We start from the raw sequence: 12,728 nt of genomic DNA on the forward strand, positions 1-12,728 counted from the left end.
CCCCCCCCCCCCCCCCCCCCCCCCCCCCCCGCCCACCCTCAGGAAGCCCGCTCTTGATTCGGCTGCAGCTTCGGCTGTTGCTGTTGAGGTTGCCGGCCAGCGGCCGGCACTACCGCTTCGGCGGGTGCAGGGCGCAGCCCTGCCGGCAAACCCTCCTTGACCGCAGCGGCCCGCGACCCGGAGAATTACGAGATTAATTCTCATTTGCTGTTGCGCAGGATGCGGGCGGCAGCCTCGACGGCCCTCGATCCCGATGTTCAAGAACGTCCTGTTCCAACTGCACTGGCTGCTGGGCATCAGCGCCGGTGCCATCCTGGCCGTGATGGGCCTGAGCGGTGCGGTCCTGTCGTTCGAGGATGAGCTGCTGCGTGCGGCCAATCCCGGTTTCGCCGCGATCGCCGAACACCATGCCGACAATCAGCAACCGCTTGCCTTGAGCGAACTGGTGCCGTTGCTGCAGGCGGGCAGCGAGCGGCCGCTGCAGCGCCTTCGGGTGGATGCCAGCGGACAGCGCCCATCGGTGGCCCGCTTTGCCGGTGGCAAGGACCACTGGGTGTATTTCGACCCCTACAGCGGCGAGCGCTTCAGCGCGCTGCGTGGACAGGCCTTCTTCGATTTCGTCGAGGACCTGCACCGCCACATGGTCGCCGGTGAACGCGGATCGTGGATCACCGGCAGCTGTGCGATCGCGCTGTTGTTCTTCACCCTGTCCGGGCTGTACCTGCGCTGGCCACGCCGCTGGTGGCACTGGCGCAGCTGGCTGGCGGTGGAATGGGCGCGCAAGGGCCGGGGTTTCCTGTGGAGCCTGCATTCGGTGATCGGCACCTGGGTGCTGCTGATCTACCTGATGAGCGCACTGACCGGGTTGTGGTGGTCGTTCGACTGGTATCGCAACGGGCTGACCCAGCTGCTGGGTGTTGCGCCTCCCGCCAAGCACAAGGTCGCCACGGATCTGCCCCTGGATCTGCACAAGGTCGAGGCCACGCTGTACGCACTGCCCGGCGTGCGCCAGGGCTTCATCGACCTGCGCCTGCCGGAAAAGCCCGGTCAAGCGCTCAACGTACGGGTGATGTCGGCAGATCCCGCACAACGGGGCGGCCATCACGACCGCGCACATGACCTGCTGCAGCTCGACCCGGCCACCGGCGCGGTCCTCGACGCGCGCCCCTACGCGCGCCAGGGTGCCGGCGGCCAGCTCACCACCAGCATGTTCGCCCTGCACTCGGGCAGCTTCTTCGGCATGCCCGGGCGGATCGTGGTGATGCTCAGCAGCCTGGGCATGTGCCTGTTCTTCGTTACCGGCTGGCTGTTGTACCTGGACCGCCGCCGCGGCCAGCGTGCCGCCCGCGCGCTGCGGCAGACCGTGCCGGCAGCAGCACCCCATGCTTCGGGCACGCCCTGGCTGGTGGTGCATGCCAGCCAGAGCGGCCTGGCCGAACAGTTGGCCTGGCGTGCGGCGGCGCAGCTGCAGGCGGCCGGCCACGCGGTGCAGGTACTGCCGCTTGCGCGCGTGAGTGCCACGCAGCTGCAGGCCGCCACGCAAGCGCTGTTCGTCCTCAGCACCTTCGGTGATGGCGAACCACCGGACAACGCACGGCGCGGCGCGCGCCAGTTGCTGGCACAGCTTCCGGACCTTTCCGGGTTGCACTACGGCATGCTCGCACTGGGTGACCACCAGTACGCGCAGTTCTGCGGGTTCGGCATCCAGATCGACGACTGGTTGACGCGCTCGGGCGCGCACCCCTTGTTCGCCCGCATCGACGTCGATGCTGCTTCGGTGCTGGCGCTGCGCCAATGGCAGCTGCAGCTCACCGGACTCACTGGCATCGACACCGACGACAGCGTGTTGCCGGCCGCCACAGTGATGCACGACTGGCGCCTGATCGACCGCACCCTGCTCAATGCTGGCAGCGTCGGCGGCCAGATCTGGAAGATCCGCCTGGCGCCGCCGGCCGATGTCGATTGGCAGGCCGGCGACATCCTGCACATCGCGCCCCGCCAAGACGCGTTGCATGCCAGCGCGGTACTGCGCGCGCATGGCCTGGATCCCCAGCAGCCACAGCTGATCGACGGCGTTGCGAAGACCCTGCTGGAACTGGCCAGCGAACGCGTGCTGCCCGAACCCGGCCGTGCGTTGCAGGTGCAGGATGCAGGCCTGTGGTTGTCGGGCCTGCCGTCACTGCCTGGGCGTGAGTACTCCATCGCCTCATGCGCCGCCGATGGCGAAGTGGAGCTGGTAGTGCGGCTGGTCCACGACGCAGCTGGCCGCGCCGGACTGGGCTCGGGCTGGCTGGCCCTGCATGCGCCGCTGGACGGTGCGATAGCCGCCCGCGTGCATCGCAATCCGGGCTTCCATCGGCAGCCGGGTGCGCCGATGGTGCTGATCGGCAACGGCACGGGCATCGCCGGCCTGCGCAGCCTGCTGCGCGAAGCCGCGCACCGGGGCGAGCACGGTCACTGGCTGCTGTTCGGCGAGCGTCAGCGCGCGCACGATTTCCTGTTCGCCGACGAGATCATCCGGTGGCAGGCTGACGGGCATCTGCTGCGTTTGGATCAGGCCTATTCGCGTGATGTGGACGATGGCAGCTACGTACAGCATCGACTGCGCGCTGCGACGGATGAACTGCCGGCGTGGTTGGCACAAGGTGCAGTGATCCATGTGTGTGGATCACTGCACGGCATGGCCGAAGGCGTGGATCTGGTGCTGCGCGAGGCACTGGGCGATGGGATGGTGGAACTGCTGCTGGAGAACGGGCGCTATCGGCGCGACGTGTATTGAGTGGAGCCCGGGCCACGCCCTGCCGCTGAGGGTGGGCGGAGCACGCTCCGCGCCCACCACAGCTGATCCCGCCGGTATCGGCAGCCCTACCCGTCGCTGCTAGGCCGCCCATGCCCGGCGCTCGGGCTGCAGCTGGAACGCGGCCACCGCTTCGGCCAGTGCGCGCACCTGGGTCTGCATCTGCGCAGTCGACGCGCCGGCCTCTTCCACCAGGCTCGCATTGCGCTGCGTGCTGGCCTCCATCTGTACGACGGTCTGGTTTACCTGGGCAATGCCCGCATGCTGTTCGTGCGAGGCACTGCGGATACCGGCCAGCAGACCGGCCAACTGCTGCACACTGCTGACGATCTCGTCCATCGTCGTACCCGCCTGCTCGGCCTGCATACTGCCCTGGTCGACCCGCGTCACCGAATCCTCGATCAGCCCCTTGATCTGCTTGGCCGCATCGGCACTGCGCTGGGCCAGCAAGCGTACTTCAGCCGCCACCACCGCGAAGCTTCGGCCCTGCTCGCCTGCACGCGCGGCCTCCACTGCCGCGTTGAGGGCCAGGATGTTGGTCTGGAAGGCGATGCCGTCGATCAGCTGGATGATGTCGCCGATGCGCCGCGACGCCGCACTGATGCCCTGCATGGTCGCCACCACCTGGCCGACCGCAGTGCCGCCGCGCTCGGCCACCCTGGCGGCGTCGCGCACCAGTCCATCGGCCAGCCCCGCCGCGTCGGCGTTGCGGCCGACCGTATCGGTCAGTTCATGCATGGATGCAGCGGCTTCTTCCAGGTTGGCTGCCTGTTGCTCGGTGCGCTGGGAAAGATCGTGATGGCCGGCGACGATTTCGCCAACACCCACGTCCAGGCGGACCGTGGCCTGCTGGATGCGGGTGACGATGTGGCCCAGCTGCGCGACAGTGGCGTTGGCATCGTCACGCATGCGGGCGAACACCCCCTGCAGGTCACCCTCCAGGCGCACGCTCAGGTCACCGCGTGCCAGTGCGGCCAGCAGTGCCTGCAGATCGCCGAGGTTGGTCTCGAAGGTGGACAGCAGGCGATTGATGCTGGTCGACAGCGTGCGCACGAAGCCCTGCTTGCCCTCCAGTACGATGCGCCCTTGCAGCTCGCCATGCGCCGCCGCGTCGACCAGTGCCGCCACTTCGGTTTCCAGCAGCGTTTCCAGCGCGCGGCTGCGCCATTCCACCGCAACGCCAAGGAAGTGGTCGTCCTCGACGATGGCATTGGCGATCAACTGGTAGCGGGTACCGGCGTGGCCGATCTCACGCTCTTCGCGCTGACGAACACCGATCAGTCCCGCCAGCGCCGGATGCAGGCGGACCGCGTCGCTGCCAAGCAACGTCTCTGCGGGAAGATCCAGCAGCTGCAGCAGCGCCGGATTGGCGTAAGCCACCAGTCCTTCCGCATCAACCACCATCAAGCCGGTCTGGGCGCTGTCCAGCGCCTGCCGCACGCGCGTGTTGCCGCGTGCCACCGCGCGCTCGGTTTCGATCCGCGCACGCAGGCGTTGCTGCATGTCGACCAGGCACTGCGCAAGCTGGCCGATCTCATCGTTGGCGTTGTGCACGCGCAGCGTGGTGTCGAGCCGGTCATCGGCAATATCGCCAGCGAAACGCAGGGTGTCCTGGATCGGTCGACGCACCGCGCGGACGACCAGCATCAGGCTGGTGATCAGCACGCCAGCCACCAGCAGCAGGGTGGCCACGAACAGCACGCTGGCCATCCGAGCGCCCGACTGCTGACGAAGCTGCGCCTGAGCCAGTGCCGCACTTTGCGCCTGCTGGAATGCGGCCAGTGCCGGGCCCACGGCTGCCGCCGTCTCGAGCAGCGACTGTGCTTCCACGTCCAGGCCGACACGCGCGGCGGTATAGCCCAGCAGCGCGGCCTGGTAGGCCTCCATGCCCGTGCGCACGTGCTCCTGCACCTCGGCGGGCAGGCCCGCCAATGCCAGATCGAAGGGCAGCTTTTCTTCGCTGGCACGATCGGCGTGGGTGGAATCGCCATCGAGCAGCAGCAGCGCTTCCTGGCGCCGCATCCGCTGCACATGCAGGGAAAGCGCAGGGCGCTCCAGCGCGTCCACCTGTGCCTGCAGTGCGTCGGCGGACTGCTGCAGCTGCGCGGCCAGGCCTGCGTCGCCGCGCCCCATCTCATCCACCCGCTCGAACAACGCGGCGATGCCCTGTGAGAATGCATCGACGGCTTCAGTCATGGCCTGCAGCACCTTGCGCCGCCCCGCCTCCATCGGCATTGCGCGCAACACCTGCAGATCCTGCTTCAACATCCGTTGCGCGGCCAGCAACTGGCTGCGGTCGGCATCGTCGAAACTTCGCGCATACTGGGTCTGCAGGCGCCGGGCCTCGGCCACCCGCGCTGCCAGCGAAGCTACGCGGTCACTACCCTGCTGGTAGCTGGCCTGATCGCGCGCCGCCTGCATGCTCGCATGGCTGGTCCAGGCATGGACGGCGGCAATGGCCACCAGGCCCAGGCTGCAGACCAGCAGGGTCGCCTTGAGCTTGTCGGCGACGCTGAGCCGATGGGGTTGCAACCAGCGCAGCAGGCCAGGGAAACGGGGGCGCAACCCGACAACGCGGCTACGCAGGGACCGAAGGTGGGGAACGACGGCCGACATGACAGACTCCAGGCGGAAGGACGCACCTGTATCGACCGGTTGGGGCGGAACTTTAGCGTCGGACTGAATTCTTCTGCGGGCATTGGCCAGTTGTCGCTGTTGTACCGGCCGCAGACGACCGGGGGATGACACCGTCGGGGCGCGCTTGACCTCAACCCCGGTTGCGGTATCACAGTGGAGCCCCCTGCCCGTGATGCCTGCCATGTCCATCGATGTCCCCCGCTACCTGCAGCGCCTGCAGCTGGATGCCCCGCCCCCGCTCACCCTGGCCGGGCTGACCCTGCTGCAGCAGCGCCACAACGCCCTGCTGCCGTTCGAGACCCTGACCAGCCTGCTGCGCGACGCGGTAGCGATCGACCTGGACAGCGTCCAGCACAAGCTGCTGCACGCGCAGCGCGGCGGTTACTGCTTCGAACTCAATGGCGCGTTCCTGGCCCTGCTGCAGGCCTTGGGCTTCGATGCGCGACCGCTGAGCGCTCGGGTGCTGCTGTCGGCTGCAGAGGGCGAGCTGACCGCGCGTACGCACCTGCTCCTGCGGGTGCGTCTGCAGGACGAGGATTGGCTGGTCGATACCGGCTTCGGCAGCCTGACCCCGACCGTGCCATTGCGCCTGCATGAGACCGCAGTGCAGGAGACACCCCATGAGCGCTACCGCGTGCGGCGCCTGGACGATGGCGACTTCATGCTTGCCGCTGAGGCCGGTGACGACTGGCGGCCGCTGTACCGTTTCGACCTGCAGCCACCGGCACCGATCGATAACGAGGTAGGCAACTGGTACGTGTGCACGCATCCGCAGTCGAGCTTCCCCGGCCAACTGCGTGCATCACTGACCGGGCCGGATTGGCGGCGCACCATCGGCAGCGGCAACTACACCGAATACCGCCCGGGCCAGGCGCCGGCCAAGCGCCCGCTACGCGATGTGCAGGACGTGCGCGAGGTACTGCAGCAGGGCTTCGGCATGCGCCTCCCGGACGATCCGCGGTTGGATCCGGCGATCGCCGATTGGCTGCAGCGATCGCGAGCCACGTCCGTGTAGCGGCACGTCATTCCCGGCTGCTGTGCTTGCGGCTATGGGTTGATGGGTGCCTGCAGGGCGATCCGGTTGCCCTCGCTGTCGCGGATCTCGGCCACCCGCCAGCCAACGGCCACGGCCGGGCCAAAGCACAGCACCGCGCCGGCCTGCAGGGCACGCTGCAGGCTGCGATCCACATCGTCCACGCCCAGGTAGATGCGCGGACCCTGCTCCGACGGCAGGTAGTCGGCGCCGTGCACCAGCGCCATGCTGGCACCTGCGGCGTCATCGTTGAACGACAGGTAGGCCATTCGGCAGTCATGCAGGTCGATCGGCGCTTCGATGCGCACCTGCAGCCAGTGCTCGTAGAACGCCACGGCGCGTTCGAGATCGGCGACCGGAACTTCAACATGCAGGATGGGATTCATGGTGATCGTGCTCGGCGTGCAGGCGGATGAAAGGCAGCATCGCAGCCCTGTGCACTACACGCTACAGCCACGACTGGCATGCTGGACAGCCCGCCACCCTCCTGGAAACGCCCATGTCCCTGGCCGACCATCGTCATGCTTTGGCCCCGCTCGGCCACCTGCGCGTTGCCATCAACCTGGGCAACCCGGTGCTGGCCCAGGGCGACGCCAATTCACCACATGGGCCGTCGGTGGAACTGGCCACCGCGCTGGCACAGCGGCTGGGTGTGCAGGCACGCTTCAGTTGCCACGACGCGGCCGCATCGGTGGTTGCAGCGGCGAGCGACGATGCATGGGATCTGGCCTTCCTGGCGGTGGACCCGGCACGTGCCGACCGCATTGCCTTCAGCGCCCCGTATGTGGAGATCGAAGGCACCTATCTGGTGCGCGATGACAGTCCAGCGCAACGGGTTGCAGACCTGGATCGCAACGGGCTGCGCATCGCGGTGGGACGCGGCGCCGCCTACGATCTGTTCCTCAGCCGTGAGCTGCGGCACGCGACGATTGAACGTGCCGACACCTCGGCCGCGGCCATCACCCTGTTCGACCAGCAGCGGCTGGATGCAGCGGCCGGCGTACGCCAGCCCCTGCTGGCCTGGGCGCAGGCACATCCCGGCCATCGCGTGCTGGCCGATCGCTTCACCGTCATCCAGCAGGCGGTTGCCGCGCCCATCGCACGGCCCGCAACGGCGTTGCAGGCGCTGTTCGCGGAAGTGCAGGCGATCAAGGCCGGGCCGCTGCTGGGCGAGGCGTTCGCGCGTGCCGGGCAGGCAGTCACGCTGTTGCGGTGACGCTCACTCCATGGCGTCGCGCCTGCCCGCGTGGCGCTACCCCGCGTCTGCGGCCTGCATGTGCCGCACGTGCTCGGCTGCCTGGGCGTGCAACCATTCGCGGAAGGCCAGGAAACCACGGTGCCGCACCGAGCGCTGCGGATACACCAGCCAATGCGGCCATGCGGTTTTCAGGCGCCGGTCCGACAGCGCAACCAACTGGCCGGAATCCAGCAGCAGCCGCGCCCGCGTCACCCGCCCCAGCGCAACACCGACGCCGTCCAGTGCGGCGCGATGGTGGGCTTCGGAATCATCCAGCACCGCCACGTACCGCGCCGGCGGGCGCTGCCCGGTCAGCGCGAACCACGCGCCCCACGCGCCGTCGGGGTCTCCCAGCAGCGGCCACTGTGCCAACGGCAGGTGGCCGATGCCGCCCATGCGCTCGATCAGTGCCGGGCTGGCCATGGGCAGCAGCCATTCGTCGAACAACGGTTCCACCACCAACCCCGGCCATTGTCCGCTGCCCAGCCGTAGTGCTGCATCGAACTGCAGTTGCCGGTCGAAGTCGATCAGCCGCTCGCTCGACTGCAGATTGATTTCGATCTGTGGATGCGCGGCCACGAAGTTGCCCAGGCGTGGCACCAGCCAGGCGCTGGCCATTGACGGCACGGCGCTGAGGGTGAGCACATGCTCCGGTCGCGCGGCGTAGGGCTGGAAGGCTTCGTTGATCGCATCCAGGTGGGGGCCGATCTGATCCAGCAGGCGCTGCCCTTCCAGGGTCAAGGCCACACCGCGTGCCTGCCGTATCAGCAGCGGCTGGCCCAGGCGTTCCTCGAGCTGGCGCATCTGATGGCTGAGCGCACTGACCGTCAGGTTCATCGACGCGGCGGCGCGGGACAGGTTGCCCAGGCGTGCGGCAGCGACGAAGCCCTGCAGGGCATGCAGCGGTGGGCGGGACATAAGCCTTGAATTCCTCTCAAGTCGACCTTGCGGAAATGTCGCTTTTTGCACCGCCATGCTGCCCGTATCGTGCATTCCACTCAAGTGGAGGCACGATCATGAACATCTTCAGCGGTCTGTTGTTCCTGCAGGGTCATGTGACCAACGTTGCCCTTGCCCAGCGCCTGGCCAGCCCCGTTCCCGCAGCGCCCGATACACGCCAGGCACCCCGTCCGGGCAACACCCCGGCCGCCCCGGGCAGTGTCACCAGCCGCGCTGCAGGTGCTCGGGCAACCACGGCTGCGGATCGATAGCGAGCGCGCGATACGCATCGATGGCGTCGCGCAGTGCGGCCACGCCGACGGGCGAACGCAGGCTTTCCTCTTCCGGCACCTGCACTGCGGCCCAGTCATGTAGCCGGTCCAGGCGCTGGACCATCGCAGCCCGCAGCCACAGCCGCAGCGGATAGGTGTGATAGCCCTGCTGCGCCAGCGCTTGCACAGCCTGGGCCAATGCAGCGTTGGCCCCGCGCACCCACTCGGTGTGCCCACCGGCCTTGTCCTGCACCGTCATCGGTGCCGGCGCACGATGCAGCTTGAAGGGCCGGCGCAACTGCAGTTCCAGGTCACGCGCATCCCGCTCTGATTCCGCCTCGACCAGCGCGCCTGCTTCCAGATCGAAGAACTCGAACCAGCGCCGATGCAGCGCACTGATCCGGCCCAGCGGATCGCGCGAGAAGCCAATCTTCGCGTAGTCCTCCCAGGCACAGGGAAAGACGTAGGCGAACACACGGCCATCGATGCGGATGTCGGAATCCATGACCACAGGATCGCGTGGCGGGTATTCGCAGGATGTGCAGGCAATGCCCACGGCATGCGTACTTCCGGCTACGCTTGCGCGACCATGTCTTCATCGCACGCCCCTCGCCCGCCTGTGTCATCGATCACGATCGATGCCATTTCCCTCAGAATCCTCCAGCAGCAGCACGCGGATCTGCGACGACCACCGGCCTCGCTGACCAAGCTGATGACCGCCTACATCGCGTACGACCTGCTCGCGCAGTCGGGCGGTTCGTGGTCGGACACGATCACCATCGACCCGCGCGACGTACACGAGGTGGCCGACGATGAAACAGGGATGGGCCTGGTGCCCGGCGAAAGCATCGTCCTCGGCAGACTGCTGGAGGGCCTGATGGTGGTTTCCGGCAACGACGCAGCGCTCGCCCTGGCACGTCATCTGGCTGGATCACAGGCGGCGTTCGCGCGGCACATGAACGATCACGCGCGAGCGCTGGGCCTGCACGATACGCACTTCATCTCCGCGTCCGGCATCACCACTGCGGGCCATCTGTCGACCGCACGCGACATGGCGATGCTGGCCGCCCACCTGCTCGCCCGCCACCCCGATCTGCTCGCGATCACCGCACAGCGCAGCTTCGTGCACCGCACCCTGCACAAGGCCAACCAGAACGCCCTGCTGGGCGAAGACGGCGTGGATGGTTTGAAGACCGGTTACACACAGGCTGCAGGCTTCTGCCTGGCAGCCACCGCCCGTCGCAGGTGCGCTGGGCACGCGCTGCCACTGCGCCTGATCACCGTGGTGCTGGGTGCTGATTCCCGTGCGTCGCGCGATGAGCAGGTACGTGCGCAGCTTGATGCAGGCTTCGCCAGCGCCGGAATGGCCGACGCCCAACCCGCGTGACCGGCAGGCTGGGCAGACACCACGGGCAATGCGCTCTATAGTCCAGCGCCCGAAGGAGTACCCCATCGATGGATCGACGTCTCTTGTGCTGGATGCTTGCGCTGTTCTGCACTTTCTCTGCGGTACTCACCCATGCCGGCGAACTCAGCCCTGCCGAGACCGGCGCGCTGCAGCAGGATGTGCGTTCTCTGCTCTCCACCTTCGCGCGTGGCGATACCGATGCCATGATCGAGCGAACGCATCCGAGCGTGAAGCGTTTTGCCGGCGGCGACGCGGCGTATGCGAAGGCCACGCGCGATGCGATGAAGGCACTCGGCGACATGGGCCTGAAGGTCATCAGCGATGATGTCGGCGAACCGACCCGCACCTACGCTGCCGGCGACGAAGAAGTCTGCTTCGTGCCGCGGACCACGGTATTCACCACCGACGCACAGACAGTGAAGAGCCTCACCTTCATGGTCGCCATCCGGCAGGTCGGTGGTACGCAGTGGCGCTACATCGATGGTGCCGCCATGCAGGCAATGCCAGAGCTGCTGCGACAGCTGTTGCCGGACCTGCCGCGTGACGTGCCACTGCCATCAGTCAGCGTCGAGCAACTCTAGGCCGCTTCGCCCACACGATTCAGCTGCCACGCTTGACGATGGCGACGATCACGCGCTCCAGCTCGGCCTCGGCAGCCGTGTGTTCCACCGCACCGGCCGCAACCGCTTCAGACAGGGTTTCGGCGGCACCGAGAATGGCCCACAGCCCGGTAGCCGGCACGGCCTCGCCTACTGCGAACGGGCCCAGCCACCGCGCGCACTTGTCGATGAAATCCTGCTGATAGCAACGGCGTACCGCACGCAGTTCCGGTGACCCGGCCAACGCGGCGAGAATGTCCTGGATCTCGCTGCCCTGCGACAGCACACAATCGATGTAGCCCGAGGCGATGGCATGCGCGCGATCCTTCAGCCGCGCCTTCGCACTGCCGATGCGGTCGTCGAAGACCACGGTCTGCTTGTGGTCATAGTCGGCATACAGCGCGGCCAGCAGGCCGTTGCGGGTTTCGAAGTGGTCGTAGGCCAGCGGCTTGGTCACACCGGCCGCCTCGGCCAGGCGGGCCAGGGTCAGCGCATCGGTGCCCTCTTCGCCAACCAGCGCCCACGCCACGTCCAGCAGCTGCCGGGCGCGCTGTTCACGGGTCAGGCGGCGGCGGGGCTCGGGCGCGGCAGGTCTGGAAGGCAAAGGAGATCGTCAGGGCGCGGGGGTTCCGATCTTACGTCCGATGTCCACTGCCGTCTGCAGATGCGCCTCGGCCATGCCGCTGTCGGCATCCAGCAGCAGCGTGGATGACAGCACCGGCGCTCCGCAGTAATCGAAGATGCCCTGGTCGATCTGGGTCTTCATCGCCTCGCCATAGCCACGCCGGTCGATCATCTGCTGGCCGGCGCCGCCCAGACCTACCAGATGCACCTGCAGCCGCTGCAGCTTCTTTTCCACCTTGCCATCGGCACCTTCGTCATAGGCCCAGCCCTGGGTGAAGACGCGATCAATCCAGCCCTTCAGCAGCGCTGGGAACGACCACCAGTAGAGCGGGTAGACCAGCACCAGCGCATCGGCCGCATCCAGCCGCGCGTGCTCGGCGGCGACATCGGCTGGCAGCCTTGTGGTCCTGCGGAAGAACGCGTGGTCCTGGGCGCTGAAACGTGGATCGAAGCCTTCGGCCATCAGATCCACGGTGGTGACCGTGTTGCCGGCATCGGCGTTGACGATGGCCTCGCCGATACGCGCCGCTACGGCATGGGTAAGCGAGGCCGGTTCGGGATGGGCCACGACAATATGGGTATGCATGATGGGGCTCTGCTGTTCACTAGTTACCAATGGTAACTACGATTGCAGCCAGCACCAGCACCATCGGTGGAATGCTGTTGCGCGCTGCGGTCTCTGTTGTGCACATCACAGCCACACCGGGCTGCCACGGCCTTGATGCCGGTAAGCGGATGCTTGCCGGACCAACGCAGCATTCGCACGACAACACACCATGCAGAGCAACAACGAACGACCCGCACCACTACCCCGCCTGCTCCTTGTGGAAGACCAGCTCGATCTGGCAGATCTGATGGAACAGGCCCTGACCGACGAAGGCAACGAAATCGCCCACGCCAACAGCGTCTTCGAGGCATTGGGCATGCTCGACACTGGCCACTTCGATGGCGCCGTGCTGGACGTGGAACTTCGTGATGGCGTGGTATTTCCTGTGGCCGATCGGCTGCTCGAACTGGGCATCCCCTACCTTTTCGCTTCAGCGGTATACGACCAGCTGGTGCCGGTCCGGCATCGGCGCGCGCCCTTCCTGGCCAAACCGTTCCATGTGCAGGGCCTGCAGCGCGCGGTGCGCGAAGCGCTCGGCAGGACGGCCGCCCCGCCGACACCGCCACACTAGCCTG

12 protein-coding genes are annotated in these 12,728 nt (G+C 67.3%); 6 read left to right on the forward strand and 6 right to left on the reverse strand.

Going from position 1 to position 12,728, the window contains the following annotated elements; all coding sequences use genetic code 11:
- Positions 1-253: 253 nt before the first annotated feature.
- On the forward strand, positions 254-2,779 hold the full coding sequence (locus AC07UW_RS09660; RefSeq protein ID WP_495211943.1) for a PepSY domain-containing protein: 2,526 nt from the start codon (positions 254-256) through the stop codon (positions 2,777-2,779).
- A 99-nt stretch (positions 2,780-2,878) separates the two neighbouring features.
- On the opposite strand, the gene AC07UW_RS09665 is transcribed toward AC07UW_RS09660, so the two are convergent.
- Positions 2,879-5,413: a methyl-accepting chemotaxis protein gene (locus AC07UW_RS09665; protein ID WP_495211944.1), complete on the reverse strand. Its 2,535-nt coding sequence runs from the start codon at positions 5,411-5,413 to the stop codon at positions 2,879-2,881.
- A gap of 202 nt (positions 5,414-5,615) precedes the next feature.
- On the opposite strand from AC07UW_RS09665, the gene AC07UW_RS09670 reads away from it, so the two are divergent.
- Positions 5,616-6,449: an arylamine N-acetyltransferase family protein gene (locus tag AC07UW_RS09670; protein ID WP_223496842.1), complete on the forward strand. Its 834-nt coding sequence runs from the start codon at positions 5,616-5,618 to the stop codon at positions 6,447-6,449.
- Positions 6,450-6,481: 32 nt separating this feature from the next.
- Here the strand turns inward: AC07UW_RS09670 and AC07UW_RS09675 are convergent, their stop codons facing one another.
- On the reverse strand, positions 6,482-6,853 hold the full coding sequence (locus tag AC07UW_RS09675) for a VOC family protein (RefSeq protein WP_223496844.1): 372 nt from the start codon (positions 6,851-6,853) through the stop codon (positions 6,482-6,484).
- A 113-nt stretch (positions 6,854-6,966) separates the two neighbouring features.
- On the opposite strand from AC07UW_RS09675, the gene AC07UW_RS09680 reads away from it, so the two are divergent.
- On the forward strand, positions 6,967-7,683 hold the full coding sequence (locus AC07UW_RS09680; protein WP_495211945.1) for a transporter substrate-binding domain-containing protein: 717 nt from the start codon (positions 6,967-6,969) through the stop codon (positions 7,681-7,683).
- A gap of 36 nt (positions 7,684-7,719) precedes the next feature.
- On the opposite strand, the gene AC07UW_RS09685 is transcribed toward AC07UW_RS09680, so the two are convergent.
- Both AC07UW_RS09685 and AC07UW_RS09690 read right to left on the reverse strand, forming a co-directional pair.
- Positions 7,720-8,622 carry a LysR substrate-binding domain-containing protein gene (locus AC07UW_RS09685; protein WP_032976453.1) on the reverse strand — a complete coding sequence of 301 codons (903 nt, stop codon included), beginning with the start codon at positions 8,620-8,622 and terminating at the stop codon, positions 7,720-7,722.
- Positions 8,623-8,865: 243 nt separating this feature from the next.
- A complete protein-coding gene (locus AC07UW_RS09690; RefSeq protein WP_495211946.1) occupies positions 8,866-9,420 on the reverse strand; it encodes a GIY-YIG nuclease family protein in 555 nt (184 codons plus the stop codon).
- An 84-nt stretch (positions 9,421-9,504) separates the two neighbouring features.
- Here AC07UW_RS09690 and AC07UW_RS09695 point away from each other — a divergent pair, with 84 nt between their 5' ends.
- Together AC07UW_RS09695 and AC07UW_RS09700 are read left to right on the forward strand one after the other, a co-directional pair.
- The gene (locus AC07UW_RS09695) at positions 9,505-10,302 is read left to right on the forward strand and encodes a D-alanyl-D-alanine carboxypeptidase family protein (protein ID WP_495211947.1); all 798 of its coding nucleotides are present in this window, start codon (positions 9,505-9,507) and stop codon (positions 10,300-10,302) included.
- A gap of 68 nt (positions 10,303-10,370) precedes the next feature.
- Entirely contained in the window at positions 10,371-10,904 is a 534-nt protein-coding gene (locus tag AC07UW_RS09700) for a hypothetical protein (protein WP_313249922.1), read from the forward strand.
- A gap of 19 nt (positions 10,905-10,923) precedes the next feature.
- Here the strand turns inward: AC07UW_RS09700 and AC07UW_RS09705 are convergent, their stop codons facing one another.
- Together AC07UW_RS09705 and AC07UW_RS09710 are read right to left on the reverse strand one after the other, a co-directional pair.
- Positions 10,924-11,487 (reverse strand): TetR/AcrR family transcriptional regulator, encoded by a 564-nt coding sequence (locus AC07UW_RS09705; protein WP_051585022.1) that lies wholly within the window; start codon positions 11,485-11,487, stop codon positions 10,924-10,926.
- Positions 11,488-11,535: 48 nt separating this feature from the next.
- The gene (locus AC07UW_RS09710; protein WP_495211948.1) at positions 11,536-12,132 is read right to left on the reverse strand and encodes an NAD(P)H-dependent oxidoreductase; all 597 of its coding nucleotides are present in this window, start codon (positions 12,130-12,132) and stop codon (positions 11,536-11,538) included.
- A 190-nt stretch (positions 12,133-12,322) separates the two neighbouring features.
- Here AC07UW_RS09710 and AC07UW_RS09715 point away from each other — a divergent pair, with 190 nt between their 5' ends.
- On the forward strand, positions 12,323-12,724 hold the full coding sequence (locus AC07UW_RS09715; RefSeq protein ID WP_117311546.1) for a response regulator: 402 nt from the start codon (positions 12,323-12,325) through the stop codon (positions 12,722-12,724).
- Positions 12,725-12,728 lie beyond the last annotated feature (4 nt).

The sequence above is a fragment of the Stenotrophomonas sp. GW821-FHT02D01 genome (assembly GCF_059421765.1).